A 25,501-nucleotide genomic window follows, 5' to 3' on the forward strand; every position below is an offset into this window, starting at 1 on the left:
GTGGTCACACCCGTTCCCATGCCGAACACGGAAGTTAAGCACTTGAACGCCGAAAGTAGTTGGGGGCTTCCCCCTGTGAGGATAGGACGCTGCCAGGCGATCGTTCCGCAATAGCTCAGCGGTAGAGCAACCGGCTGTTAACCGGTAGGTCGTAGGTTCAAATCCTACTTGCGGAGCCATTTATTACTTCTTCACCACGTACAATGGAGAGCTGTCCGAGTGGCCGAAGGAGCACGATTGGAAATCGTGTAGGCGTCAAAAGCGTCTCAAGGGTTCGAATCCCTTGCTCTCCGCCATCATCACTTTCAATTCATAATGGCCCGTTGGTCAAGCGGTTAAGACACCGCCCTTTCACGGCGGTAACACGGGTTCGAATCCCGTACGGGTCACCATTTATAGCGTCGCGGGGTGGAGCAGTCTGGTAGCTCGTTGGGCTCATAACCCAAAGGTCGTCGGTTCAAATCCGGCCCCCGCAATTACATACGGTCCTGTGGTGTAGCGGTTAACATGCCTGCCTGTCACGCAGGAGATCGCGGGTTCGAATCCCGTCAGGACCGCCATTGTTAAGGCTTTGTAGCTCAGTTGGTAGAGCAAAGGACTGAAAATCCTTGTGTCGGCGGTTCGATTCCGTCCAAAGCCACCATCTTTATTAACAACATGATTTTCCCATTTGTGGGGGGGTAGCGAAGTGGCTAAACGCGGCGGACTGTAAATCCGCTCCCTCGGGTTCGGCGGTTCGAATCCGCCCCCCCCCACCACCATAGGGGCATAGTTTAGCGGTAGAACTACGGTCTCCAAAACCGTCAGCGCGGGTTCGATTCCTGCTGCCCCTGTTTACCATGGCGATTGTGGCGAAGTGGTTAACGCACCGGATTGTGATTCCGGCATTCGTGGGTTCAATTCCCATCAGTCGCCCTCTTATTATTGGGCTGTAGCCAAGTGGTAAGGCACTGGATTTTGATTCCAGCACGCGAAGGTTCGATCCCTTCCAGCCCAGCTTTTCAAGCGGAAGTAGTTCAGTGGTAGAATACGACCTTGCCAAGGTCGGGGTCGCGGGTTCGAATCCCGTCTTCCGCTCCAATGAGTGGCGCCATAGCCAAGTGGTAAGGCAGAGGACTGCAACTCCTTTATCGTCAGTTCGATTCTGACTGGCGCCTCCAACTATTTCTCAATTAAATAGTTTTGCAAGAGATTGTGCCGGTGTGGCGGAACTGGTAGACGCGCACGACTCAAAATCGTGTTCCTTTGGAGTGTCGGTTCGATTCCGACCACCGGTATCTTGCGGGTGTAGTTTAATGGTAAAACCTCAGCCTTCCAAGCTGATGACGAGGGTTCGATTCCCTTCACCCGCTTTATACTTTTTACACAATCTGATGTTTCACCTGATCATGCGGGTGTAGTTTAATGGTAAAACCTCAGCCTTCCAAGCTGATGACGAGGGTTCGATTCCCTTCACCCGCTTACTAAAAAAGAGCAATGTGTCGTTTTCGCTGACACCTTGCTCTTTTTGTTTAGGAACGGGATTTTAACGAGGAAAGGAGTAGATCGTGATGGATGGTGTGCAATTGAAATTGGCTTTACAAGAGTACGCAGCAGAGATTGGGATTGATGAATTGAAGGTGACGACGGCTGATCCATTTCTTGTCTTAAAACGTCGCCTGCAAGCGCAACAAGAAAAAGGATTCGCTTCTGGTTTTGAAGAGCCCGATCTCGATCTTCGAACGACACCGTCTCTACTCGTTGAAGATGCCGCTTCGATCATTGCCATTGCGGTCGCGTATCCAAGTACTCTCAAAAGTGCACCTCGTGGCAAGGAAGGGGAGCGACGGGGAATCTTTTGTCGATCGTCCTGGGGACTGGATTATCACCAGGCGTTGCGACAACGCTTGACGTTACTTGAAGAAAAAATTCAAGAATTGAGTCCAGGTGCAAGGACGCGCTCGATGGTCGATACAGGAGAACTCGTCGATCGTGCAGTAGCAGAACGAGCAGGTATCGGATTCAGTGGGAAAAACTGCTCGATCATCAGTGAGGAGCACGGATCCTATCTCTATCTTGGTGAACTGATTACAGATATCGTCCTACCGCCGGACCAGCCAGTCGAAGAATTATGCGGGACATGCAATAAGTGTATCGACGCTTGTCCGACGGATGCGCTTGTTGAACCTGGCGTCATCGACGCTAAACGGTGTATCTCGTTTTTGACGCAGACGAAAACATTACTACCAGAACCATTCCGAATGGCGCTTGGGAACCGTCTATACGGTTGTGATACGTGTCAGCAAGTATGTCCGTATAACCGGAAGAAGAATGCGACACATCACGCTGAACTGCAGCCGGATCCAGAACAAGTCAAACCGCTCTTAGTTCCACTCTTATCCATGAGTAACCGTGAGTTCAAGAGCCGGTTCGGTACGTTGTCTGGCGCATGGCGTGGAAAAAAGCCGATTCAGCGTAATGCGATTTGTGCGCTCGTCCATTATCGAGACAAGAGCGCGATTGAGGCGCTACGGTTAATGACAGAAACGGATGCCCGGGAAGACATGCGGGCGCTTGCACTCTGGGCAGTCGGTCGAATTGGTGGAATTGAAGAAAAGTCATATATCGAATCACGTCTTTTAGCCGATACTGCAGTGGATGTGCAGACAGAAGGACAACGGTTACTTGAGGAGTGGGGGGAAGCAGATGCCATTTCAACAGCTCACTTATGAGTTTGGTACATTGCTCGTCGCATGGGAAAAAGAGCACATCGTGTATCTCGATTTTGGATTGAATGAAGAGCGTGCTCGAACCTATTTGCAAGAAGAAACCGACGACGGTGAATTACCGAAAGCTTGGCGCATGGCGTTTGATCGTTATGCAGGAGGCGATCGACAAGCGCTTGATGCACTTCCTTGTCAGTTGCGTGTCACACCGTTTGCGGAGCAAGTGTTGCACGCTTTACGAACCGTTCCGTTTGGTCAGACGATCAGTTACGGTGAACTGACTCGAATGATCGGGAAACCAAAGGCAGCACGAGCCGTTGGTGGTGCCTTGAACCGAAATCCGATCGCGTTAATTTATCCGTGTCACCGTGTCATAGGGGCGACTGGTAAACTGACGGGTTTTGCAAGTGGGATTGCCCATAAAGAAGCGCTTTTAGCGCATGAGATAGGAGAGAATTGAACCATGGCTATTCATGTCGTTATGTATCAACCGGAGATTCCTCAAAATACAGGAAATATTTCACGCACATGTGCAGCGACGCATTCCGTCCTTCACTTGATCCGACCGCTCGGCTTCTCGACGGACGATAAGCAACTTAAACGTGCGGGTCTCGATTACTGGGAATTCGTCGATGTCCGTTATCATGATTCGTTAGAAGAACTGTGGGAGAAGCATCCGGAAGGTATTTTCTACTATATTACGAAATATGGAGAACAGTACCCGAGCCAGATCGACTTATCGGATGTCGAACAGGATTATTTCTTTGTCTTTGGTCGGGAAACAAAAGGATTGCCGCTTGAAGTCATCGATGCGAACGCAGAGCGTTGTATCCGTCTACCCCAATCGAATCTCGTTCGTTCACTGAACGTCTCGAACACGGCAGCGATCATCGTCTATGAAGCATTGCGTCAGCAAGGATACGCAGGTCTTCTATAAAGCAAAAGCTCCATCCTGAATCAGGATGGAGCTTTTATGAATTATTCGTTACCTTCAGGTTTTTTGTTGTAGCCTGCAGTGAAGATTGCTGTCAAAAACGCAAGACTTACGCCGACCATTAAGATAAATGCCATTTTTGTTTCCCCCTTCAGTCTCTTGAACCGATATAATCTATTATAGTATACCTGTAAGTGAAATTGTGTGCTACATATGAATTTTCTATGAATGGAGACTCCACATGCGTACGAACGTTTACCTATTAAGTTATGCTCCGCTGATCAGCATCTTGTTATTTAGTACGTCCCTTGCGATTGCAACGACGGAACTCGCATTACATTGGCTCGATCAAGTTGGTGTGTACGATGAATTGTTACAACTCTTGACGGCACGCGATACGAAGCTTGTCGTTTGGCTTGGCTTTTTGATCGTTTACTTCATGATTTTCAGTTCATTGAAATTATTATCGGATACGATCAATCAGCTCGGTTTCGCCTTTTTCATCAAGGAACAAGAGGGAACGACACTCAGCATGTTACGTCCGGGAAGTATTCTGCTACTTATCGGAGGTTGTGTCAGCTTCGCCTTCATGACGTCCTTCTTGCATGTCGGAATCGTGTTGCTTGTGTCTTTTTTCATCTATTTTATCTTTTACACGGTACAAATTAGTAAAATGACGAGTGCAGCAGGAGCCGTCGGTTTGATTATCTTTTCTTTCTTAGCCTGGGGTGTTCTGCTTGCTGGTCTATCGTGGGTCGGTCTGACTTTATTCAATTCGTTCGGGGAAGCGATTTTATTTCCGAGTTGACTTAAGGACGTAAAATCGTCGCCCACGTCTGGACTTGTAACGTTGCATTCGCCTCAACAGGGAAGGGACGCGGGCGATCTGCCCCTAGCCAAATCCCTCCGATATGTTGATTTTTAATACCGACGAACCACATGTCTTTGTTATCGTTCGTCGTTCCTGTTTTTCCTCCGATATAGCGCGTAGAGGAATCATATCCTTTGCGTCCCGTTCCATACGTCATGACATTCTTTAAACCAGCCCGTAATTCCCGGTTCGTCTGACTGGACCAAATCCGTTGTTCTTTTTCTTGTGGTCGTTCGACCATTCCATTTTTAAGCGTAATACTTTTGATCATCGATGCCGGTCGATAGATCCCGTCATTGACGAATACGGAATAAGCGTTCGTCAGTTCATATGGACTGATCCCGTATTGCAACCCACCTAGGGCACTTGTAAAGGCATCATCCTCACGTGTCCATTGGCTAAACTGGAATGGACGGATGGACTTCAATCCTTCCCGGAAAGAGACAGCAAATGCTCGAATTGCTGGTGTGTTATAGGAGTAAGCGATCGCATCGGCAATTGTTACTTGTCCGAGAATTCGATTTCCGCTATTTGACGGACAGTATCCATCGATACAGACGGGACTACCGTCTAACGTGCTCGACAAGCGGGCTTTCGTCTTCTCAAGGTAAGGACCGTAGACAAGTAACGGTTTGATGGCTGAACCAGGTTGTCGGTACGACTGCACTGCTCGGTTGAACTGACCTGTCAAATTCGATTTGTAGCCGACAAGAGCTGTGACTCCGTGTGTTTGTCCGTCGATGCCAACATAAGCCCCCTCAATCGGGTTGGGTAGATTGCGAAGAGCTTCCTTAGCCCGTCGTTGTTCTGCTGAGTCGAGATATGTCGAGATGACCGCACCTTGTTGATGCAGATATTCTGCAGCATGCTTCTCACTCCAACCCTTTTTTTGAGCGGTCATCCGAACGGCAGCTTGAACGGTGGCATCGATATAGTCCGGATAAGGGACACTCGGTTTATAGGATCGAGGCGACACACGAGAAATAGCAAAATCTTTCGTCAGTACACGATCGCGTATTAACGCTTGAACGATTCGTTGCTGACGTTTTTTTGTGTTTTCAGGAAAGCGCAGCGGGTCATAAAGAGAAGGATTATTCGGAATTGCTGTCAGAAAACTGATTTCAGACCAACTCAACTCACGTGCCGGCTTATTGAAATAGGATTTTGCGGCAAGTTCGATGCCATAAATATTATTCGCGAAATAGGCTTGATTGACATACGCTGTCATCAGTTCTTTTTTCGAATATTTTTGCTCCAAAGACACAGCAATTAACAACTCTTTTATTTTTCTAGTATATGTTTTTTCGTTTGTTAGATATGTCATTCTTGCTAGTTGTTGTGTGATCGTACTGCCACCTTGAGATTTAGAATCAGACTGGTTTTTCGTAAACGCGCGTAAGATTCCTGTGATGTCATATCCGTCATGTTGATAGAAACGCTGATCTTCGATGGCAACAAACGCTTGCTCGACTTTTTTCGGCAATGTTCGAGGAGTTAGATCATCCCGTCGCAATCCGTCATAGAGCTCGACCCGTTTGTTTTCATAGGTTACGGTGATTGGTTGATAGGAGGTCAGTGGATGTCGCGTCGTCTGTTCATCGGCCCAGAAAAAAAGTGTACGTGCTGTTTTCAACTCATCTTTTATTGAAAATAAGGAAAATAGAAGCATCGTCGCAAGACCAAGTAAGACGAGATATCCTGTCGTAATTCGCATGAGAACTCCTTTCAAAAAGTCATTTCATTCCTATTATCGGTCTTTTATGGAGAAATCAATAGATTTTTTTTCGATTTTTGTATTTTAATAAACCTATTTTGCAGGAATGTTATATTAAAAAGAGAAAAGATTGGGTATATAGAAGTATCTGTGGATTTTAGAACGCGAGTCATCTGTAAAAAAAGAGCATAAATGGAGGGGACGAAATGGCTAAAAAGAATGTCGTTGCGATGTTACTTGCAGGCGGAGAAGGGAAACGTCTGGGAGCTTTGACGAAACACACTGCGAAACCAGCTGTTGCATTTGGAGGAAAATACCGGATCATTGATTTCCCACTTTCGAACTGTACGAACTCAGGAATCGATACAGTTGGCGTGTTGACGCAATACGAACCATTAGAGTTGAATCGATACCTTGGCATTGGAAGTCCATGGGATTTGGATCGCCGTAATGGCGGATTAACGATTCTTCCACCATACCAAGCACAGAACGGCAAAAACTGGTATGAGGGCACAGCAAATGCTATTTATCGAAATATGAGTTATATCAATCAATTTGACCCTGAATATGTTCTTGTTCTATCAGGCGACCATATTTATAAAATGGACTACGAAAAGATGATTGAGGAACACCGTGTGACAGGTTCTGATGTCACGATTTCCGTACGTGAAGTACCATGGGACGAGGCACCGCGATTTGGTATCCTCAATACGGACGATGACTTACGAATCAATGAATTCGAAGAAAAACCAAAAAATCCGAAATCAAATCTTGCATCGATGGGGATTTATGTCTTTAACTGGGATATCTTAAAACGCCACTTGATTCAAGATGCCGGCGATGCGGAATCAAGCTTTGACTTCGGTAAAAATATCATCCCGAACATGCTTTTTGAAAATCTCAATATCCGTGCGTATAAATTCAAAGGATACTGGAAAGACGTCGGGACGATTCAATCCCTTTGGGAAGCGAACATGGATCTATTGACGGCAGAGCCTGAATTCGATTTGTATGAACCGTCATGGAAAGTACATTCGGTCAACCCGAATCAGCAACCACAATACATTGGAAACGCTGCGACAGTCGAGACATCGATCATCAACGAAGGATGCCACATCGAAGGAGAAATCAATCATTCGGTTCTCTTCTACGGTGTCGATGTAGCAGAAGGATCACTCGTCAAAGACTCGGTCATCTTCCCGAACGTCAAAATCGGACGAGACGTCACGATTCACCGGGCGATCTTAGCAGATGGCGTAATCGTAGAAGATGGTGCAACGATTGGTTCTCCAGACGGAGAAGTTTTCGTCATCGAAGCAGACAGTATCGTCAAGAAGAACGAAGTCATCAAAGAAGCGATTCAATAAGGGGGATATTCGAATGAAGGTCGATTTATTAGGTGTCATCAATCTGAGTGGGGAAGAAGGCTTTTTCAAGGAATTGACGGAGCATCGTAACTTAGCGGCAGTTCCATTTGCAGGGCGTTATCGGTTGATCGATTTTACATTAACGAACATGGTACAAAACGATATCGCGAACATCGGGATTTTTACGCTCGAGAAATATCGGGGCATGATGGACCATCTTGGATCTGGTAAAGAGTGGGATCTTGACCGTTCAAACGGTGGACTCTATATCTTCCCACCTGCATTGTCACAAGATGCGAACGAGTTCCGTGGGGATCTATCGAACTTCCACCTTCACCGTGATTTTTTCCTTCGCAGTAAGGAAAACTATGTCGTCGTCTCTGGTTCAAACATCTTATCCGCGGTGGATTATCGCGATGTATTACGTGAACATAAAGAATCGAATGCGGATATTACGGTCGTCTATACGAAGCGTGAGCTACCTTGTAAATACTGCCGCCCGATCCGTTTTGGTGAACAGAATCGCGTGACAGCGATTGGATCACGCGGATTCCAGCCGACGGATGAGACGTTCTACATGGAGACGGTCGTTCTATCGAAAAATCTCTTTGTTCGTTTAATTGATGAAGCGATTGCTCGTGGTGAGTACGATTTACTTCAGAGTATCATTCGTTCACAATTGAACCGTCTACACGTGCACGGTTATGAGTACAGTGGTACATCACAAGTCATTCACTCGCTTCGTTCATACTATCGTGAGAGCATGCTGTTGCTTGAACAATGGGGAGCAATCAATGACTTCCAGCACGTCTATACGAAAATCAAGCATGAGCCACCGACACGTTATCTACCGGGTTCTGACATCAAGAACTCACTTGTCGCGAACGGCTGTAAATTAGAAGGAACGACGACGGACAGCATCTTGTTCCGTGGTGTCAAAGTCGGTAAACACGCTCGTGTCAAGAATTCGATCATCATGCAAAAATCAGTCATTGAAGAAGGCGCGGTCGTTGAGTACGCGATTCTCGATAAAGAAGTCACCGTCAAACGCGGTCAAGTCATCCGCGGAACGGCAGAAGAACCAATCGTCATCAAAAAACAAACAATCGTTTAAAGGAGATGTCATTCATGAAGGTATGGTTTGCTGCCACGGAAGCGACACCCTTCATCAAGACAGGGGGGCTAGCTGACGTCGTCGGCTCGCTCCCCTTAGCGCTTGCTGAGGAAGGGGCAGACGTTTCGGTCGTCTTACCCAATTATGGTCAAATCAAGGAACAATACAAATCAGAGATGGAGTTCTTGTTCGACTTCATCGTGCCAGTCGGTTGGCGCCAGCAATTCGGTGCTGTCCTCCGATTGAAACAAGATGGTGTGACGTTCTATTTCATCGATAATGAGTACTACTTCAAACGGGATGGCGTCATTTATGGACATTATGATGATGCCGAACGGTTTGCGTATTTCTCACGTGCTGTCCTTGAGATGATTCAACATTTGGATCGAAAGGAAGTACCGGACGTCATCCATTGTCACGATTGGCAAACAGGTGTGATTCCAGCGTTCTTACGCATTCATTATCAACATCTCGAGCGCTATCAAGACATTAAAACGGTCTTTACGATTCACAATCTACAATACCAAGGTGTCTTCCCGGAAGAAGTGCTTGGTGACTTACTTGGTTTGAGTCATGAACATTTCACAGCGGATGGGATTGCTCATAACGGGCTCGTCAATTACATGAAGGCAGGACTCGTCCACTCCAATCAAATCACGACAGTCAGTCCATCGTACCGTGATGAAATCATGGATCCGTATTACGGTGAGACACTTGAGCCGGTCTTGCAACATCGCGCTGTCGACGTGCGTGGCATCTTGAACGGGATCGACTATCGTCAATTTGATCCTGCGCATGATACGCATCTCGTTGAGACGTATTCCGTTGATACCGTCACGGAAGGAAAAGCAAAAAACAAGGCGGCTTTACAAGAGGAACTAGGTCTCCCGATTAATCCGGACGTACCATTGTTCGGTTTCGTGTCTCGTCTCGTTGACCAAAAGGGAATCGATTTACTCGCGCATATCTTGCCAGACTTATTCGAACTCGATGCCCAGTTCATCATTCTCGGATCGGGTGAAGCGGAATATGAAGGATTGTTCCATCATGCGACATCGATTCGTCCAGACAAAATCGCTTCTTATATTGGATTCGACGTTGGTCTCGCGCAACGGATCTATGCGGGGAGTGACGCCTTCTTGATGCCGTCGCGTTTTGAACCGTGTGGTCTTAGTCAGTTGATTTCGATGAAGTATGGCTGTTTACCGGTCGTTCGGGAAACAGGTGGACTCCGTGATACGGTCAAACCGTTCAACCAGTTCACATTAGAAGGAAATGGATTCTCGTTCGCGAATTATAATGCACATGAGTTTTTAGAAGCGATTAAACGTACGATTGAGGTTTATCATGATCGACCGGTCTTTGAGCACTTGATTGAGACGGCGATGAATGAAGACTTCAGTTGGTTGCGTTCAGCCGACGAATACTTGGCGTTATACCAATTGATTGCACCGTCCGCCACTTGATCGTATCACTGGGAAAAGGGGTTACGTCATGTTCAAAGATAAAGAGAAGTTCAAGGAGAGGTTTACGGAACGATTCGTTTCGATGCATGGTAAAGCCATAACGGAAGCAACAGAAAACGATATTTATCAGACACTTGCCTATCTGGTACGCGAGACGGTCACGACCGATTGGTTACGGACGAAGGAAACATATATCCATAAAAAAAGTAAGCAAGTCTATTACTTCTCACTCGAGTTTTTACTCGGACGTTTCCTGCATAACAATCTATTGAGTCTTGATGTCTTAAAGGATGTCGAGCGGGGACTTGAAGAACTCGGATATCAGCTCAGTGATTTGACGGAAGAAGAGCCGGAACCTGGACTTGGGAACGGGGGTCTCGGACGTCTCGCGGCGTGTTTCCTTGATTCCCTTGCTGCGCTCGGTCTTCCTGGACACGGGAACGGAATCCGGTATCAGTACGGTCTGTTTAAGCAAAAAATCATTGATGGTTATCAAGTCGAGTTACCGGATAACTGGCTGAAGAACGGGAACATGTGGGAAATCAGACGTTCTGATAAAGCGGTCGATGTTCCATTCGGTGGACATGTCTGGCTCGAAGAAGTCGGTGATGGATATCGTGTCCATCATGAGCCGGCTGAAATCGTCCGTGCTGTTCCGTACGATATGCCGATCGTCGGCTATCAAAACAAGGTCGTCAATAACCTGCGACTCTGGAGTGCTGAGTCTCCACTTGATGATGATGAATTACTTAGCCAATACCGTGGGAACTATAAAGATTTACTGGCACATAAACAATCGATTCAGACGATTTCAGAGTTTCTGTATCCGGATGATACGACGTATGAAGGAAAAGAGTTGCGTTTGAAGCAACAATACTTCTTTGTCTCTGCCGGATTACGGAGTATCTTGACGTCCTTTAAAAAGCGAAATCATTCATTGAAGCAACTCGGCAACCATATCGCTATCCATATCAACGATACACATCCGGTCGTCGCGATTCCGGAGTTGATGCGGATTCTTGTCGATGAAGAAGGATTTGGATGGGAAGAAGCATGGCGCATCACGAAGAGTGTCATGTCGTTTACGAACCACACGTTACTGTCAGAAGCACTCGAGCGCTGGCCGATCGATTTGTTCCGTCGCTTGTTACCGCGCATCTACCTCATTATCGAGGAAATCAACCGACGCTTCTGTAAGGATGTGCTTGCAAACTATCCACACATGGAAGCGCATATGCGAGATATCGCCATCATCGCGGATAACCGGATCAACATGGCGAATCTGGCTGTCGTCGGCACGCATTCGACGAATGGTGTCGCTCAGATTCATACTGAGATTCTGAAGCAGCGCGAGATGCGACTATTTTATGAGATGTTTCCGCTTCGCTTTAATAATAAGACGAACGGAATTACACATCGTCGCTGGTTCCTCTCATCGAATCCAGCACTGGCAAATCGTGTGACAGAAGCAATCGGGGATAGTTGGATTCAGCATCCATCCGATTTGCAAAAGTTGACGAAATGGGCAGAGGATTCAGCATTACAGAAGGACATCGCCGAGATCAAACTTCAGCGTAAAGAAGAATTAGCGTTGCTCATTGAAAAAGAAACCGGTATCGTCGTGGACCCAACCTCGATTTTTGATGTTCAAGTCAAGCGATTGCATGCGTACAAACGTCAACTCTTGAATGCATTACACATTCATTCGCTCTACTATCGTCTGAAGGAAGACCGTTCCTTCACGATGACACCGCGGACATTCATCTTTGGTGCAAAGGCGGCGCCAGGCTATCATTATGCAAAAGAAGTCATTCGTTACATTAATGCATTGGCACGCTTGATTAACGATGATCCAGACGTCAGTCCGTACTTGAAAGTCGTTTTCCTAGAAAACTATCGTGTATCGCTTGCTGAGAAAATCTTCCCGGCAAGTGACGTCAGTGAACAGATTTCGACTGCAAGTTATGAAGCCTCTGGAACCGGCAACATGAAGTTCATGATGAATGGTGCACTGACAATCGGAACGCTCGACGGAGCGAACATCGAAATTCGAGACGAGGTCGGGGATGCGAACATCTTCATCTTCGGCTTAACACCGCAAGAAGTCATGAATTATAAGCAGTACGGTGGTTACAGTGCATACGATCAATACAATGCCCAACCCGAGTTACGACGGATTATTGATAGTCTCGTTGATGGAACCTTATTTGCTCCAGGTGAATTCCAAGCGATTTACGATTCATTATTGACGTATAATGATGAGTATCTGATCCTGAAAGACTTCATGTCGTATCAACAAGCGCAGGAACGAATTGATCGGATGTATCAGCAACCAGAAGAATGGTATAAACGCGTCATTCTTAATATTGCGCGGTCAGGTGTGTTCTCAAGTGATCGAACGATTAAAGAGTATGCGAATGCGATCTGGAACATCAAACCGATTCAACTCTGAACAAAAAGACACTGACAGATGTTTCTGTCAGTGTCTGATGCTTACGAACGGGAGACATCTTCACCACGACTGACCCAATCACTATAAGAGCCGGCATAAAGCCGGACATCGGTTTTCCCGAGTGAATGGAGAGCGATGACATTGACACACGCTGTCACACCACTTCCACAATAGAGGATAGGTGCTGTGACCGGTAGGATGTCGGCGTACAATTCTTTCAAATCTTCCGCGTCCCGTAAGCGACCATCTGGTGAGAGTGCTTGTTCGAAGAAACAATTCACGGCACCTGGAATGTGGCCGGCGACGTGATCGAGTGGTTCGATTTCTCCACGGTATCGATCGGGCGCACGGGAATCGATGACCATCGTTTCTGTCAGCTGATCTTTCAGCTCTTCGAACGAGACGAGCATCTCATCTTGAAAACGAGGCGCGTAATGAGAAGGTTCATAAGTAGGAACGTCGTCCGTGACCGGAAGATCGAACGCTAGGTAAGAGGAGAATCCGCCCTCAAGGACGACGACACGCTCATGTCCGATCCATTTAAATAACCACCACGCACGAGCGGCATACGGAAAACCATCGTCATACAAGACGACGAAGTCTTCTGGTGTCACACCATGCTGTTCCAGTGTGTGTTGCCACGCTTCTTTTGTAGGAAGCGGATGCCGACCGCCGACCTCATCGATGGGACCGGAAAGGTCAGTTGTTAAATCCAGGTGCTGTGCACCTTCGACGTGTTGTTCCAAGAAAGCATTTCGTCCATATTCAGGTTGTTGCAAGTCATATCGGCAGTCAAACCAGCGAATCTGATCCGTTCGGACGAGCTGTTGAAGATCTGCCATTTGAATCGTAGGAAACATGCCTCATCACCTTACCCTTTCTAGTGTTAATCATATGAAAGGTATCGCATCATCGCAAGTCTTACCCTCATTCAAAAAGGAGTCGATTTACCATGTCATGGAAAGAAACCTACCAAAAATGGGATCAGTTCGCTGATTTAGACAGTACATTAAAAGAAGAGTTAGTCACGTTAGCAACGGATGAAAAAGCAGCCGAAGAAGCATTCTATAAAGAACTCGAGTTCGGAACAGGTGGTATGCGTGGGGAAATCGGTGTCGGGACGAACCGGATGAACGTATATACGGTCCGAAAAGCATCACAAGGGTTCGCGGCATTCATTAAGGCGTCGGGGGAAGAAGCGGCAGCAAAAGGAATCGTCATCGCACACGATTCACGCCATTTCTCACCAGAATTTGCGCTAGAGGCGGCACGTACGCTCGCAAGCAACGGCATCAAAGCGTATCTGTTTGACGGTCTACGTCCGACACCGGAACTTTCGTTTGCGGTTCGGTCTTTACAAGCGGCGGGCGGGATCGTCATCACGGCGAGTCACAACCCACCAGAGTACAATGGTTATAAAGTATACGGGGATGACGGTGGACAACTTCCGCCAAAAGAAGCAGATGAACTCGTTTCGTACGTCAGCCAAATCGAAGATGAGCTATCGATTGAACTTGAGCAAGAAGAAGTCCTTCGCGCGAACGGTTTGATCGTCCGTGTCGGAGAAGAGCTCGACGAGGCGTATCAAGAAAAATTACAAACGATTCGTGTCTTACCTTCGATTCAATCGGAATTAGCGGATCCACTTAAAATCGTCTTCACACCACTTCACGGAACAGGTCTTGTGCCGGTAACAGAAGGCTTGAAACGGTATGGATTCGAACACGTGACAGTCGTTAAGGAGCAAGCAGAACCAGACGGTGCGTTCCCGACCGTGACGTCACCGAACCCGGAAGAACATGCTGCCTTTAAACTGGCGATCGAATATGGTGACCGGACAGATGCCGACATCTTGATTGCGACGGATCCCGATGCTGACCGTGTCGGAGTCGCAACACGTGATGCAGACGGAGAATGGACAGTCCTGACAGGGAATCAGACGGGAGCGTTATTGCTCGACTACATCCTTTCACAAAAAGCGGCGCAAGGAACACTGCCAGCGAACGGATTCGTCGCGAAGACGATCGTTACGTCGGAACTCGGCGCGTTGATTGCACGTCACTATGATCTTCATGTCGAGAACACGTTGACAGGCTTTAAGTTCATCGGGGAAAAAATCAAACAATACAACGCATCGGGTCAATATGAGTATCTCTTCGGATACGAGGAGAGCTATGGTTACCTTATCGGTGACTTCTGCCGAGACAAGGATGCCGTCCAAGCGTGCTTGTTAGCTGCTGAGATGGCTGCGTACCATAAGAAAGAAGGACGGACGCTCTATGAGGCATTACAGGCGATTTACGAGCAGTTCGGGTACTTTGAAGAGTCACTCCGCTCTCTGACACTCAAAGGGAAGGATGGCGTGGAACAGATCGGTCGTATCATGGATACGTTCCGTGAGAATCCGCCAAAACAAGTGGCTGGAGAACAGGTCGTCTTATTCGAGGACTATGATGCGAGCATCGCCCACGATTTGAAGACACATCAACCTTCACCGATCAACTTGCCAAAATCCAACGTACTGAAGTTTACGCTTAGCGATGGATCATGGTTCTGCCTTCGTCCATCGGGTACGGAACCAAAAATCAAATTCTACTTCAGCGTCACGTCACCAGATGCTGCTGAGACGACACGGAAACGTCAGCAAATCGAAGATGAAGTCATGCAAGAAGTCGAACAAATTCAATAAGTCCCATGCAGGATCACGTCATCGACGGGGTCCTGTTTTTTGTCTGAGAGCATCAAAAAGTGAAATCCGTGCAACCGGTACCATTTTGGGGTACAGTAAACAAGATAGAGTTTATACGATAGGGGAGTGGAAGATAGATGGAACGGATTCAACTAACAGAAGATTTATCATTCTCACGCATCATTCACGGCTTATGGCGATTAAATGAATGGGAGATGACGAAAGAAGAGCGGCTTGAATTGATCGAAGCATGTCTTGCTTTAGGAATTACGACGTTTGATCACGCAGATATCTATGGCGATTACACGAATGAACGCTTATTCGGAGAAGCGCTTGCTTTAAAACCGGAGTTACGTGACCGAATGGAGATCGTTACGAAGACGGGCATCAAGATGAAAGGGAATCATTTCTCGGATCAGTCGTTGTCATTCTACGATACGACGAAAGAGCATATCATCAAACAAGTCAACCGTTCTCTTCAAGAACTCGGTGTCGAGTACGTGGATACGTTGTTGATTCACCGTCCAGATCCGTTGATGGACCCGAACGAGATTGCTGAAGCGTTCGTAGAGTTGAAGGACGCAGGAAAGGTACGGACATTCGGTCTCTCGAACCATACACCTGCGCAACAAAGTCTCATTCAGTCGCGCTTACCATTCATGCTCGTGACGAACCAACTCGAGTTGTCGGTTTCGGAACTGAAACATTTCGAGGACGGATCCGTTGATCTCTGTCATGAAAATGAGATGCCGTTGATGGCATGGAGTCCGCTTGCGGGCGGTCGTCTCTTCAAGGACGAGCAATATGCTCCGTTACGCGAAAAATTAGCTGAGATCGCAGAGACGATCGGGGCAGAAGAAATCGACGAAGTCGCATATGCATGGTTGCTCAAACATCCAGCACGTATCATGCCAATCGTTGGTTCTGGTAAGATTGAACGCATCGAATCTGCGGTTCGTTCGACGAAATTGTCGTTGACACGCGAACAGTGGTTTGAGATTTTGAAGGCATCACGTGGTCGTGACGTCGATTAATTGATTTTGAGATAGAAGCGGATCAATGCGTAAATTGTCCGTTAGCGAAATAAAGTGAGGGGATCGTTTCCGATATATCATCCGGAAGCGATCCTTTCTTTCGCTTACGTATAGAACATATGTCAAAAAGTAAACAAAAAAAGCCCCATCTCAAGGGGGAGGAGAGATGGGGGATCTATGAGGTTAAGCTTCTAAGCGAAGCATCTCCTGACGGTATTTATCTAAACGATCTTTACTTGCTGACATGGCAGCTTGGTCATTGGCTTGAATCGCATCGAAGAGCGTACTGAGCTCATAATCGATTTCGAGACGTAGCACTGGAATTCGCTGCTCTGCATCTTGTCTACGGAAAGCTTCAATTACTTGTTTCATCTCGGCCACGCTCCTTTGTAAGTTGTCAGATAATTCTGATTTTTATTAGTATACTTGATTATTCCCGGATTGCCTAGTGCTAAACCTAAAAAAATCTAAAAAAACACACTTGAAATCCTGACGGTTCCAAGTGTGGAAAATTCATTCTGGAATGCTGAATCGTGCCTCTAAGCGATGCTGAACACTTTGAATGAGTGTTGACATGATCCAGTAAATCGCAGCTGAGAATAGAAGCAACGGCATGACAAGATACGTCGTAGCTGAAATCTGGTCAGAGACGTATGTCAATTCCTCAACAGCAACAATCGTACCGAGTGATGTCGATTTGATGATATCGATGACAGAGTTCGAAAGTGGGGGAATCGCCCGAGATAGTGCTTGTGGCAAGATGACGTCCTTGAATGTCTTACGGCGCGGAATACCGAGCGAGTCAGCGGCTTCCCATTGTCCACGATCGACAGAGGAGATGGCAGCCCGGAACGATTCCGAGATATACGCAGAAAAGTGAAGCGATAAGCCGAAGGCGAGAGCTTGGAATCCAGTCAATTGAAGGACAACGAGACCATTGTATAAAATCAGGATTTGTAACAGCAATGGTGTTCCTCGGAAGAAGGAGACGTATAAACGTGCAAAACCGCTAAAGACGGCAAGACGGCTATCACGCATGACGGCAAGAATCAACCCGAGAATAAGCGCAAAGACGATGGCGAGACCACTTGCAAGAAGGGTCGTACCAATCGCCTTTGCGTAGACGTCCGAGTTATCCCGGACGATCGTCAGTAATTCACTCACTTACTGATATCCTCGTTGAAATACTTCTTACCGATTTTTGCAAGAGTGCCGTCTTCTTGCATATCAGCGAGTGCTTTATTGAAGTCTTCTGTATACTTACTGTTTTTTGCCATCATGAAGCCTGATTCGTTCTTGTCGAATGTTTCACCGACCGCTTTGACTTTGTAGCCTGCTTTTTTCAGCTCCGTCAAGACGAAGAGACGATCGTTCATAGCAGCATCAACACGACCTGCTTCAAGATCTTTCAAGACTTGGTTCGCGCCTTTGTAGTATTTCACTTTCGCGCCAGCTTCTTCAGCCGTTTTTGCATAAAGTGAACCTTGTGTCGAACCAACTGTCTTTCCTTTTAAGTCATCGAGTGTTTTGATATCGTTCGTTTTATTGTTGACGATGATCGTTGAACCAGAGACCGTATACGCATCAGAGAAAGCGTATTTTTCTTGGCGCTCAGGTGTGATTCCCATTTGGTTCGCGATGACATCGATCCGTTTTGAATCAAGTGCTGGGATGAGTCCTTTGAAGTCCATCGCTTTGTAATCGACTTTATAGCCGGCGCGTTTTGCGACTTCGTTCATGACGTCTACGTCATAACCTGTCAATTTTCCTTTTTCTTTATACGTGAAAGGTGGGTACGTTGCTTCTGTACCGACTGTAATGACTTTTGACTCTTTATCAGAACCTGCGTTGTCGTTCGAAGCGCCGCATGCTGCAAGCACCCCCGCTGTCGATAATGCTGCTACAGCTAATTTCAAACCGTGTTTCATAGCGCTCTCTCCTTTATAAATGAATGATTTCAATTCCTAGTTTTCGAATAGGATTAATTTTAAGCTACAAGCAGTATCATACAAAGTTACAGGAACGTCTGTCAATAAAAAAGACTGCCCTTAAAAGGACAGTCTGAAACATCGTAACTGATCGATGATGCGATTAACGGATCGTTGCTTCCGTCGCAGAGTCGAAGAAGTGTGCTTTCGTCATATCGAAGAAGAGATCAAGCTGCGATCCCATCTCGACGTGTGAACGCGAATCAACACGTGCCGTGAACGCTTGTTGTCCGACTTTTGAGTAGAGGTAAGACTCTGCACCCATCAATTCGGATACTTCGATATGTGCTGGGAAGCGGTGTGCTGTTTTCGTGTCTTGGTAGATCAATTCCGCATGGATGTCCTCTGGACGAATTCCGAGGACGAGATCCTTGTTCGTGTAACCACGGTCGCGGAGAACTTTCATTTTTCCTTCTGGTACTTCGAACTTCTCTTCTGTTCCTGAAACGTGGAAGAGACCGTCTTCCGCTAATTTACCTGTCAAGAAGTTCATCGATGGTGAACCGATGAATCCGGCAACGAACATGTTATCTGGGTGATCATAGACTTCTTTCGGCGTACCGACTTGTTGAATGATACCCGCTTTCATGATGACGATTCGTGTCGCAAGCGTCATCGCTTCCGTCTGATCGTGCGTAACGTAAATCGTCGTCGTCTCAAGACGTTTGTGTAACTGAATGATTTCCTTACGCATTTGTACACGTAATTTAGCATCTAAGTTCGAGAGCGGCTCATCCATCAAGAAGACTTTAGCATCACGAACGATGGCGCGACCAATCGCTACCCGTTGGCGCTGACCACCAGAGAGTGCTTTTGGCTTCCGCTCGAGGTATTCTTCAAGACCGAGGATACGAGCTGCGTTATCAACGCGTTGCTTGATTTCATCTTTAGGGAACTTCCGAAGCTTTAATCCAAATGCCATGTTATCGAAGACGTTCATGTGTGGATACAGCGCGTAGTTTTGGAAGACCATCGCGATATCGCGATCTTTTGGCGCTACATCGTTCATGCGTTTACCGTCGATGATGAAATCCCCACCTGAGATTTCTTCGAGCCCAGCGATCATCCGGAGCGTCGTTGATTTACCGCAACCTGATGGTCCGACGAAGACGATGAATTCTTTATCTTTAATGTGAAGGTTGAAGTCATCAACCGCTTTTGCATCACCTGAGTAGATTTTATCGATATGTTCAAGACGAATTTCAGCCATGTGTAGTTCCCCCTAATGTAAATGATGAAATAATAACGCTTACAAGATTTAGTATAAAAGAAGTCAGGGAGTCTGCCTATGGACAACCTGACTAAATGCAAACGTTTTCAATTAGGCATCATGCTACAAGAAGTAAGGTATAGAGGAAAGTAGCACCTTCAAATGAGCGAACATCGATTCCAGTCTGCTCCGTCAACCGGTCGAGTCGATACTGGAGGCTATTTCGATGTAAGAATAGATGTTTTGCTGTCAGGGAGACGTTCAAATTAGCTCGGCAAAAAGCAAGGATTGTCTCACGAGACTCTGCCTCAAGGGAACGAATGAACTGATCGACGAGTGTCGCGCGGTGCCGGTCATCTAGACTCGCAAGACGAATCATGGCAGGCAAGAAGCGTTCGATGTGCATCGAAGGAACGAAAGCAAGCGCTGCTTGTTCAAGTTGGAACTGAACGGCGATATCGCCTGCAGCACGTTGTTGACCAAGCAATACCTTACCGTCGAGTACAAAATCAGATTGTAACGCTAAAAATAAATCGGATAGTTCAGACTCAATGACAAACTCTTCGCGTTCGACGACCGTGAAGCGGTGTGTGCTAAAAGGAATAAGGATGCTCGTCTGCGAAAAGAAAGAGGAGAGCAATTGTTGAATTTCTTCACTTGTCCGTTCATCGGTTGGATTGAACAAAAAATGGACAAGTCGGAACGACTGATCTTCGAGGGCATGAGCAGATTGGATACGCTCTCGCCATAGATCGATATCAGACCGCGACGTCGTGATGATGCGTTCAGCGAATACATCAAGCAGTTGTTGTTCACGGTCAGAGATGGCAGTCGCCTTGATTCCAAAACAAAGTCCATCTTCAAGGCGATATACGCTATACTGTTCCTGGCAATAAACATTCGGATCGGTCGTAAGCTGGTCATTGAATACAGTCATCAGTTGTCGTAACACACGGCATCACCCCTAAATCGTACATAACTATCTCGACTTTACCATAAGTCGAAAATCGGAAGGAATGATAACTTATGTCAGATACGTTTTTACTCGTGTTGAAACTTGTCGGAATCATCGTCATTGGGGCCCTGATTGGCGCAATTACGAATCATTTAGCGATTCGGATGTTATTTCGACCACTTGAACCGAAATACATCGGAAAATTTCGCATCCCATTTACACCTGGTCTGATTCCTAAACGGCGGGATGAACTGGCAGCGAATCTCGGACGGACGGTCGTCAAGCATCTCTTGACGCCAGAAGGGATCGGGAAACGTCTCGCATCACCAGCTGTTCGTGGAGCCGTCACGCGACTTGTCGAACAAGAAGTCATGAAATGGACACGCTCGGAAGAGACGGCGGAAGCGTGGATTAGTCGCTTCATCGACGAACCCAAACAACGGATCCAAGGGAAAATCAGTTATCACTTGGAGCAGGAGTTTTCGCTCCTCATGGGTAAATGGCGTGAAAAATCCTTACGCGAGTTGATCGGGGAAGCCGGAGAACAAAAAATCGAGGAGGTCATGCCAAGACTCGTCACATCCGTATTGCACCAAGCAGAGGAATATTTTGATGGACCAAAAGGACGTCTACAACTCGAGGAAACGGTTGCTCGTTTCATCCAACAGCGTCTCGGAGGTGGGATGTTCGGGATGTTGCTCGCGAACGTCAACGTCGTTGATATGATTCAGCCGGAGCTGAAACGGGTACTTCAATCAGAGTCGACGTCTCAGTTTATCCTTGCCTTATTACGTCAGGAATTGCAAAAGGGACTGGATCGTCCACTGTCGTCCTATATGACGGAAGAGACGGAGTCGCGGATTCGACAGACCGTCAAAGAACAAGTCTTGGCGCGTTTACCGATTGAATCGATGCTTGCTACACCATTACGCGTCTGGTTGAATCCACTCGAATCACAATTACTCGAGCAACATGTCCCTGTCGTCATCGATCATCTATTCGAACGGACGACGAATCAAATCGGGCAAATCTTGCAGACGCTCGATCTCGAAACGATTGTTCGAGAAGAGGTCGGTTTGCTGGATACTGCATATCTCGAAGAAATCGTCTTATCGATTTCTAAGCGAGAATTCCGGGCTATCACTTGGCTTGGAGGGTTGTTAGGTGGTTTAATTGGATTGATACAGGCGGGGCTTTATCTCGTCTAAACAAATTGGAGGTTTTACTCATGGCAGAAACAAACTTATACGATCACGCGTACACACTGGAGCGTGCATTACGTGAAACTTCGGAGTATACGACATTAAAAGACTTGTACACGCAAGTTAACGCGGATCCGGAATCAAACGAATTGTTCGCGTCGTTCCGTAACATCCAACTCGAATTACAACAAAAACAGATGCAAGGTGAAGAAATCACACCAGACGATATGGCATCTGCCCAAACAAAGATGCTTGAAGTACAAAACAACCCACTAATCAGTCAGCTGATGCAAGAAGAGCAACGGATGCACACGATGCTGACGGAAGTCACACAAATCATCATGAAGCCGTTAGAAGAACTCTACGCGCCAATGATGGAGCAACAAGACGACGTTCAATAAGTAATCAAAAGGAAGACGGCCATAGTGGCGCGTCTTCCTTTTTTGTATGGCTCAAGATGAAGTAGGGACGATCCGTGGCAAATAAGCGCGCTCGAAATGAATGAGACGACCGGAACGCGTGACACGTGCTGCATGATGGGCGTACCCACTCTCATTAAGACGCCGAATCCCTTCTTCTCGTGCCTGTCCATCTGTTTCTGCTTCAAAGACGTCATCGAGTAACGTTTCACCACGATCTGAAAAGACTGTAATCGTATACTGCATACTTGTTCCTCCCTTGTCTGATCGGTCTTGTATTTAGTATAGTGAATCACCATTCATTTTACAAGCGCAAGTCTAAGTCTTGCCACGTCAACTGTCGCGCAGCGGGAGGAGTAGTCAGGTGACTGACCGTCATACCAATCAAGCGGATCGGTCCGTCGAAGGTGATGCCATTGAACAGTTTCGTTGTTTCCTCAAGTAATCGTTCTTCGTCCGCCGTCTCTTCTGAAAATGTATGCCGTTTCGAACGTGACTGGAATGTATCGGTCTTCCACTTGATCGTGATCGTTCGGCAGACGAGTTCTTTTTTTTGAAGACTCGCAATGACGGATTTTGATTCTCGAATCAACGTCTCGAATATCGTATCGATATCCTCCGTATCTTCTTCGAAGGTCGTCTCAGAACCGATTGATTTTCGCTCGCGTTCCGGACGAACGGGACGTTCATCGATGCCATGCGCCATTGCATGCAGTTCCGTTCCGCGATCGCGTCCGAGCAATGCTCGTAATTGTTCGACCGGCATTGCTTGGACATCTGCGACGGTTTCAATTCCTTGTTTTCGTAACGCTTGTTCCGTGACTTTTCCGACGCCATGTAAATCTCCAATTTTTAATGGAGACAAGAAACTGAGGACGTCCTCTGGAGGAACGACCGTCAACCCGTTCGGTTTCTCGTATCCGGAAGCGACCTTCGCGACGAGCTTAGAGTTCGAAACACCAGCAGAGGCTGTCAGACCTGTCCGTTCTTTAATTTGCTGAAGAACATATTGCGCGATATAGGTCGCACTTTTTTGATCAAAATAATTTTCCGTGACGTCGAGGTACGCTTCATCAAGCGAGAGAGGCTCGACGAGCGGTGTCACTTCTCGGAAAAGCGCCATAATTTGCGCACTGACAGCCCGGTAGACGTCAAAGCGGGGACGAATGAAGACCGCACGGGGGCAGAGCTGAAAGGCACGTCGTGACGGCATCGCGCTATGAATCCCGTATTTCCGTGCTTCATAGGAACAGGTCGCTACAACACCACGTGCATGAGGCGGTCCACCGACGACGACGGGAACACCTTTTAATCGAGGACGATCGCGTTGCTCGACGGAAGCGTAAAAGGCGTCCATATCAATATGAATGATTTTTCGTTCCATCGTACAAGCGTCTCCTTTCAGTAGATATGATACAATTAGTATAACGAACTTATGTTCTGATATCTATTTTTTTGGTCGACTGTTCTTTGGCATCCGAACAAGAGCGCCTAACCATCCACGCCAGCGCATCCAGTAGAAGATGCCACCGGTCGAGAGAAAAATTAGACCAAGGGATAGGGCGTAACCGTATTTCCATTCTAATTCCGGCATGATTTTAAAGTTCATCCCCCAAATCGCACCGAGAGCCATCGTTGGTGTCGCGACGGCAGTAAAGATAGTTAATGCCTTCATGATTTCGTTTCCACGGAAGTTCGAGACGGTCGTCGATAAGTCGAGCAGGACCTCAATGTCTTTTTGATAATGTTCAATGAGCATCAACAGACGGCGGACACGTTTCGTAGCTAGTTTCAACGAGAGATCCTCGAGATACGCGTCCTCGTCGAGAAATGATTCTTCACCAGCCATGACGAGCTCTTGAAACGGAACGATTAAATCGGACCAGTTCTCGATCGTGTCGCGTAAAGCGAAGATGCTATCGAGCGAATCTTCATTGATGCTGCCACGTAGTTCATCTTGTCTTGAGAACAGTTCAGTCTCAAACTGATCGATACCGGCAAAATACGTGTTCAGCTGTAAAGCAAGAATCGTATAAAAAGCCGCAAAGGGATGCGCGGGAGAATAGGGAGCGACCAGGGACACGATCGAATCCGACAATCCGATTGTGATGAGTTTTTCTTTCGTTACGTAAAAGCAAATCGAGCGGCGGTCACTTTTGTCGACAGGATTTTGCCAGGTGACGACAGCGCCATAGAGAACCCCTTTTTCCGAGCGGGTGAAGTTCATGTCTTTCGATCGCAGCTGCGTCACCCAGTCCATTTCGGATTGGTCGACGGCAGCCGTCGGAAATGTTTGTTCATAGTCAGCTAAATCGAGATAGCGAGACCAATTAAATTGAGGTTCCAGTTCCATGTTCATGACTCCCATATAGTAGAATGAAATAGTATATGCCTTAAGTGTAGTCAATGGAATATAAAAAAGACACCTATTTTACAGATAAAGGACGTGTTTCAAGTATGAAAGGAATTGGTAAATTAGCAGTTGGAGAAACGCTCGATCAACGAGCGATGATCAAGCAAGCGGTCAAAGGAATTGCAGCAAATGGGAAACCATACTTGACGCTCATCTTGACGGATAAGACAGGCGAAATCGAGACGAAGATGTGGGATACGAGTGATCTTGAAAAATATGCGCCGAAGTCGATCGTCCATGCTGCTGGAGAAGTCATGGACTATCGGGGACGGACACAACTCAAGCTCAAACAAATCACGGTCCTAGAGGAGACGAATGTCGAGGACTATGTCCAATCCGCGCCGATTCCGCGAGAGCAGATCGAGACGGAAGTACTCGCGTTCGTAGAATCGATTCAGAACAGTGATATGAAAAAGCTCGTTAAACATTTGATTACTTCACGATTCGACGCCTACTTCACGCATCCGGCAGCGGTCAAGAACCATCATGCTTTTTACTCGGGGCTGTCATACCACGTCCTTTCGATGTTGCGTCTAGCGGATCAAATCGCTCAACTCTATCCGACCTTAAACCGTGACGTGCTAATCAGTGGCATCATTCTGCACGATTATGCGAAAATCAAGGAGTTATCCGATCCGGTTGCACCGGAATATACGTTGCCTGGTAAACTCGTCGGTCATATTACGATGATGGTAGCGGAACTTGAGAAAGTCGGAGCAGAATTACAAATTGACGCAGAAGTACTGACGGTCTTGCAACATCTCGTCTTAAGTCATCACGGACGACCGGAATGGGGTTCTGCCGTCGCACCACAGATGCGCGAGGCAGAAGTCTTGTTCTTGATCGATAACCTTGATGCACGGATGACGATGATGGATCGTCTCCTTGAATATGTCGAGCCAGGACAGTTCTCGGAACGATCATTTGCACTAGATAATCGTGCTTTTTATCGTCCGAAGCTATAAGGG

23 protein-coding genes, 15 tRNA genes and 1 rRNA gene are annotated in these 25,501 nt (G+C 46.9%); 29 read left to right on the top strand and 10 right to left on the bottom strand.

The features are described 5' to 3' along the window. From rrf to KNQ03_RS08330, 20 genes are all read left to right on the top strand, one after another. Positions 1-98, top strand: a 5S ribosomal RNA gene (gene rrf, locus KNQ03_RS08235); the annotation flags it as partial. Positions 99-104: 6 nt separating this feature from the next. After that, positions 105-179, top strand: a tRNA-Asn gene (locus tag KNQ03_RS08240). 26 nt (positions 180-205) lie between these two features. Further along, positions 206-296, top strand: a tRNA-Ser gene (locus KNQ03_RS08245). 21 nt (positions 297-317) lie between these two features. Next, a tRNA-Glu gene (locus KNQ03_RS08250) sits at positions 318-392 on the top strand. Positions 393-402: 10 nt separating this feature from the next. Continuing rightward, positions 403-476: transfer RNA gene (locus tag KNQ03_RS08255), tRNA-Met, on the top strand. A gap of 8 nt (positions 477-484) precedes the next feature. Further along, a tRNA-Asp gene (locus KNQ03_RS08260) sits at positions 485-560 on the top strand. A gap of 7 nt (positions 561-567) precedes the next feature. Further along, positions 568-643, top strand: a tRNA-Phe gene (locus tag KNQ03_RS08265). 31 nt (positions 644-674) lie between these two features. Beyond that, positions 675-758, top strand: a tRNA-Tyr gene (locus KNQ03_RS08270). Between the two features lie 4 nt (positions 759-762). Beyond that, a tRNA-Trp gene (locus tag KNQ03_RS08275) sits at positions 763-833 on the top strand. 9 nt (positions 834-842) lie between these two features. Continuing rightward, positions 843-915 (top strand) — tRNA-His (locus KNQ03_RS08280). Positions 916-925: 10 nt separating this feature from the next. After that, positions 926-997: transfer RNA gene (locus KNQ03_RS08285), tRNA-Gln, on the top strand. A gap of 8 nt (positions 998-1,005) precedes the next feature. Beyond that, positions 1,006-1,080: transfer RNA gene (locus tag KNQ03_RS08290), tRNA-Gly, on the top strand. Between the two features lie 6 nt (positions 1,081-1,086). Then, positions 1,087-1,160 (top strand) — tRNA-Cys (locus tag KNQ03_RS08295). A 36-nt stretch (positions 1,161-1,196) separates the two neighbouring features. Continuing rightward, positions 1,197-1,277: transfer RNA gene (locus KNQ03_RS08300), tRNA-Leu, on the top strand. A gap of 4 nt (positions 1,278-1,281) precedes the next feature. After that, a tRNA-Gly gene (locus tag KNQ03_RS08305) sits at positions 1,282-1,352 on the top strand. Positions 1,353-1,390: 38 nt separating this feature from the next. After that, positions 1,391-1,461: transfer RNA gene (locus KNQ03_RS08310), tRNA-Gly, on the top strand. An 89-nt stretch (positions 1,462-1,550) separates the two neighbouring features. After that, on the top strand, positions 1,551-2,711 hold the full coding sequence (gene queG / locus KNQ03_RS08315) for a tRNA epoxyqueuosine(34) reductase QueG (protein WP_214724339.1): 1,161 nt from the start codon (positions 1,551-1,553) through the stop codon (positions 2,709-2,711). Beyond that, positions 2,686-3,165 carry a methylated-DNA--[protein]-cysteine S-methyltransferase gene (locus KNQ03_RS17215; RefSeq protein ID WP_214724340.1) on the top strand — a complete coding sequence of 160 codons (480 nt, stop codon included), beginning with the start codon at positions 2,686-2,688 and terminating at the stop codon, positions 3,163-3,165. Before queG ends, KNQ03_RS17215 begins: the two co-directional genes overlap by 26 nt. Positions 3,166-3,168: 3 nt before the next feature. Continuing rightward, entirely contained in the window at positions 3,169-3,642 is a 474-nt protein-coding gene (gene trmL / locus KNQ03_RS08325) for a tRNA (uridine(34)/cytosine(34)/5-carboxymethylaminomethyluridine(34)-2'-O)-methyltransferase TrmL (RefSeq protein WP_023467320.1), read from the top strand. Positions 3,643-3,880: 238 nt separating this feature from the next. Next, positions 3,881-4,447 (top strand): DUF5366 family protein, encoded by a 567-nt coding sequence (locus tag KNQ03_RS08330; RefSeq protein WP_214724342.1) that lies wholly within the window; start codon positions 3,881-3,883, stop codon positions 4,445-4,447. A gap of 1 nt (position 4,448) precedes the next feature. Here KNQ03_RS08330 and KNQ03_RS08335 read toward each other — a convergent pair whose 3' ends face one another. Further along, positions 4,449-6,224, bottom strand: a complete 1,776-nt coding sequence (locus tag KNQ03_RS08335) for a transglycosylase domain-containing protein (RefSeq protein ID WP_214724344.1) — start codon at positions 6,222-6,224, stop codon at positions 4,449-4,451. A 206-nt stretch (positions 6,225-6,430) separates the two neighbouring features. Between KNQ03_RS08335 and KNQ03_RS08340 the strand changes: the two genes are divergently transcribed. The 4 genes from KNQ03_RS08340 to KNQ03_RS08355 are packed head-to-tail and all read left to right on the top strand — an operon-like array spanning position 6,431 to position 12,623. Next, complete coding sequence (locus tag KNQ03_RS08340) at positions 6,431-7,591, top strand: glucose-1-phosphate adenylyltransferase (protein ID WP_023467324.1); 1,161 nt, start codon at positions 6,431-6,433, stop codon at positions 7,589-7,591. A 13-nt stretch (positions 7,592-7,604) separates the two neighbouring features. Beyond that, entirely contained in the window at positions 7,605-8,705 is a 1,101-nt protein-coding gene (gene glgD, locus KNQ03_RS08345; RefSeq protein ID WP_023467325.1) for a glucose-1-phosphate adenylyltransferase subunit GlgD, read from the top strand. A 14-nt stretch (positions 8,706-8,719) separates the two neighbouring features. Beyond that, positions 8,720-10,171, top strand: coding sequence for a glycogen synthase GlgA (gene glgA / locus KNQ03_RS08350; RefSeq protein WP_214724346.1), 1,452 nt, complete (start codon positions 8,720-8,722; stop codon positions 10,169-10,171). A 28-nt stretch (positions 10,172-10,199) separates the two neighbouring features. Then, positions 10,200-12,623 (top strand): glycogen/starch/alpha-glucan phosphorylase, encoded by a 2,424-nt coding sequence (locus KNQ03_RS08355; RefSeq protein WP_214724348.1) that lies wholly within the window; start codon positions 10,200-10,202, stop codon positions 12,621-12,623. 41 nt (positions 12,624-12,664) lie between these two features. Here the strand turns inward: KNQ03_RS08355 and KNQ03_RS08360 are convergent, their stop codons facing one another. Then, positions 12,665-13,483 carry a sulfurtransferase gene (locus KNQ03_RS08360; RefSeq protein WP_214724350.1) on the bottom strand — a complete coding sequence of 273 codons (819 nt, stop codon included), beginning with the start codon at positions 13,481-13,483 and terminating at the stop codon, positions 12,665-12,667. Positions 13,484-13,575: 92 nt separating this feature from the next. Here KNQ03_RS08360 and KNQ03_RS08365 point away from each other — a divergent pair, with 92 nt between their 5' ends. After that, the gene (locus KNQ03_RS08365; protein ID WP_149426894.1) at positions 13,576-15,312 is read left to right on the top strand and encodes a phospho-sugar mutase; all 1,737 of its coding nucleotides are present in this window, start codon (positions 13,576-13,578) and stop codon (positions 15,310-15,312) included. A 137-nt stretch (positions 15,313-15,449) separates the two neighbouring features. Then, a complete protein-coding gene (locus KNQ03_RS08370) occupies positions 15,450-16,346 on the top strand; it encodes an aldo/keto reductase (protein ID WP_058265034.1) in 897 nt (298 codons plus the stop codon). Between the two features lie 183 nt (positions 16,347-16,529). On the opposite strand, the gene KNQ03_RS08375 is transcribed toward KNQ03_RS08370, so the two are convergent. The 5 genes from KNQ03_RS08375 to KNQ03_RS08395 form a co-directional block, all read right to left on the bottom strand. Continuing rightward, positions 16,530-16,718 carry a hypothetical protein gene (locus tag KNQ03_RS08375; RefSeq protein WP_023467331.1) on the bottom strand — a complete coding sequence of 63 codons (189 nt, stop codon included), beginning with the start codon at positions 16,716-16,718 and terminating at the stop codon, positions 16,530-16,532. Positions 16,719-16,859: 141 nt separating this feature from the next. Then, positions 16,860-17,510 (bottom strand): amino acid ABC transporter permease, encoded by a 651-nt coding sequence (locus KNQ03_RS08380; protein WP_023467332.1) that lies wholly within the window; start codon positions 17,508-17,510, stop codon positions 16,860-16,862. Further along, entirely contained in the window at positions 17,507-18,274 is a 768-nt protein-coding gene (locus KNQ03_RS08385) for a transporter substrate-binding domain-containing protein (protein ID WP_133207898.1), read from the bottom strand. Before KNQ03_RS08385 ends, KNQ03_RS08380 begins: the two co-directional genes overlap by 4 nt. Positions 18,275-18,437: 163 nt before the next feature. Beyond that, complete coding sequence (locus KNQ03_RS08390) at positions 18,438-19,544, bottom strand: ABC transporter ATP-binding protein (RefSeq protein ID WP_023467334.1); 1,107 nt, start codon at positions 19,542-19,544, stop codon at positions 18,438-18,440. A 118-nt stretch (positions 19,545-19,662) separates the two neighbouring features. Further along, complete coding sequence (locus KNQ03_RS08395) at positions 19,663-20,496, bottom strand: PucR family transcriptional regulator (protein WP_050677719.1); 834 nt, start codon at positions 20,494-20,496, stop codon at positions 19,663-19,665. A gap of 74 nt (positions 20,497-20,570) precedes the next feature. On the opposite strand from KNQ03_RS08395, the gene KNQ03_RS08400 reads away from it, so the two are divergent. Both KNQ03_RS08400 and KNQ03_RS08405 read left to right on the top strand, forming a co-directional pair. After that, a complete protein-coding gene (locus KNQ03_RS08400; protein ID WP_214724352.1) occupies positions 20,571-21,707 on the top strand; it encodes a DUF445 family protein in 1,137 nt (378 codons plus the stop codon). Between the two features lie 20 nt (positions 21,708-21,727). Further along, the gene (locus tag KNQ03_RS08405) at positions 21,728-22,102 is read left to right on the top strand and encodes a YlbF/YmcA family competence regulator (RefSeq protein WP_023467337.1); all 375 of its coding nucleotides are present in this window, start codon (positions 21,728-21,730) and stop codon (positions 22,100-22,102) included. 51 nt (positions 22,103-22,153) lie between these two features. On the opposite strand, the gene KNQ03_RS08410 is transcribed toward KNQ03_RS08405, so the two are convergent. The 3 genes from KNQ03_RS08410 to KNQ03_RS08420 all read right to left on the bottom strand — a co-directional run bounded on the left by KNQ03_RS08410 (position 22,154) and on the right by KNQ03_RS08420 (position 24,473). After that, positions 22,154-22,366: a YhzD family protein gene (locus KNQ03_RS08410; RefSeq protein WP_087679747.1), complete on the bottom strand. Its 213-nt coding sequence runs from the start codon at positions 22,364-22,366 to the stop codon at positions 22,154-22,156. Positions 22,367-22,424: 58 nt separating this feature from the next. Continuing rightward, positions 22,425-23,504, bottom strand: a complete 1,080-nt coding sequence (dinB, locus tag KNQ03_RS08415; protein WP_029340930.1) for a DNA polymerase IV — start codon at positions 23,502-23,504, stop codon at positions 22,425-22,427. 63 nt (positions 23,505-23,567) lie between these two features. Continuing rightward, a complete protein-coding gene (locus KNQ03_RS08420; RefSeq protein ID WP_023467340.1) occupies positions 23,568-24,473 on the bottom strand; it encodes a magnesium transporter CorA family protein in 906 nt (301 codons plus the stop codon). A 104-nt stretch (positions 24,474-24,577) separates the two neighbouring features. Here KNQ03_RS08420 and KNQ03_RS08425 point away from each other — a divergent pair, with 104 nt between their 5' ends. Beyond that, positions 24,578-25,498: an HD domain-containing protein gene (locus KNQ03_RS08425; RefSeq protein WP_029340932.1), complete on the top strand. Its 921-nt coding sequence runs from the start codon at positions 24,578-24,580 to the stop codon at positions 25,496-25,498. Positions 25,499-25,501: the final 3 nt, after the last annotated feature.

The organism is Exiguobacterium sp. s143 (assembly GCF_018618895.1).
Taxonomy (GTDB): Bacteria; Bacillota; Bacilli; order Exiguobacteriales; family Exiguobacteriaceae; genus Exiguobacterium_A; species Exiguobacterium_A abrahamii.

Coding starts and splice junctions, on each gene's coding strand:
- KNQ03_RS08385 (WP_133207898.1), bottom strand. CDS start 18,274: ATGAAACACGGTTTGAAATTAGCTGTAGCAGCATTATCGACAGCGGGG.
- KNQ03_RS08405 (WP_023467337.1), top strand. CDS start 21,728: ATGGCAGAAACAAACTTATACGATCACGCGTACACACTGGAGCGTGCA.
- glgA (WP_214724346.1), top strand. CDS start 8,720: ATGAAGGTATGGTTTGCTGCCACGGAAGCGACACCCTTCATCAAGACA.
- KNQ03_RS08330 (WP_214724342.1), top strand. CDS start 3,881: ATGCGTACGAACGTTTACCTATTAAGTTATGCTCCGCTGATCAGCATC.
- glgD (WP_023467325.1), top strand. CDS start 7,605: ATGAAGGTCGATTTATTAGGTGTCATCAATCTGAGTGGGGAAGAAGGC.
- KNQ03_RS08335 (WP_214724344.1), bottom strand. CDS start 6,224: ATGCGAATTACGACAGGATATCTCGTCTTACTTGGTCTTGCGACGATG.
- KNQ03_RS08365 (WP_149426894.1), top strand. CDS start 13,576: ATGTCATGGAAAGAAACCTACCAAAAATGGGATCAGTTCGCTGATTTA.
- KNQ03_RS08375 (WP_023467331.1), bottom strand. CDS start 16,718: ATGAAACAAGTAATTGAAGCTTTCCGTAGACAAGATGCAGAGCAGCGA.
- KNQ03_RS17215 (WP_214724340.1), top strand. CDS start 2,686: ATGCCATTTCAACAGCTCACTTATGAGTTTGGTACATTGCTCGTCGCA.
- KNQ03_RS08370 (WP_058265034.1), top strand. CDS start 15,450: ATGGAACGGATTCAACTAACAGAAGATTTATCATTCTCACGCATCATT.
- KNQ03_RS08400 (WP_214724352.1), top strand. CDS start 20,571: ATGTCAGATACGTTTTTACTCGTGTTGAAACTTGTCGGAATCATCGTC.
- dinB (WP_029340930.1), bottom strand. CDS start 23,504: ATGGAACGAAAAATCATTCATATTGATATGGACGCCTTTTACGCTTCC.
- KNQ03_RS08410 (WP_087679747.1), bottom strand. CDS start 22,366: ATGCAGTATACGATTACAGTCTTTTCAGATCGTGGTGAAACGTTACTC.
- KNQ03_RS08390 (WP_023467334.1), bottom strand. CDS start 19,544: ATGGCTGAAATTCGTCTTGAACATATCGATAAAATCTACTCAGGTGAT.
- KNQ03_RS08355 (WP_214724348.1), top strand. CDS start 10,200: ATGTTCAAAGATAAAGAGAAGTTCAAGGAGAGGTTTACGGAACGATTC.
- KNQ03_RS08425 (WP_029340932.1), top strand. CDS start 24,578: ATGAAAGGAATTGGTAAATTAGCAGTTGGAGAAACGCTCGATCAACGA.
- trmL (WP_023467320.1), top strand. CDS start 3,169: ATGGCTATTCATGTCGTTATGTATCAACCGGAGATTCCTCAAAATACA.
- queG (WP_214724339.1), top strand. CDS start 1,551: ATGGATGGTGTGCAATTGAAATTGGCTTTACAAGAGTACGCAGCAGAG.
- KNQ03_RS08420 (WP_023467340.1), bottom strand. CDS start 24,473: ATGGAACTGGAACCTCAATTTAATTGGTCTCGCTATCTCGATTTAGCT.
- KNQ03_RS08360 (WP_214724350.1), bottom strand. CDS start 13,483: ATGTTTCCTACGATTCAAATGGCAGATCTTCAACAGCTCGTCCGAACG.
- KNQ03_RS08340 (WP_023467324.1), top strand. CDS start 6,431: ATGGCTAAAAAGAATGTCGTTGCGATGTTACTTGCAGGCGGAGAAGGG.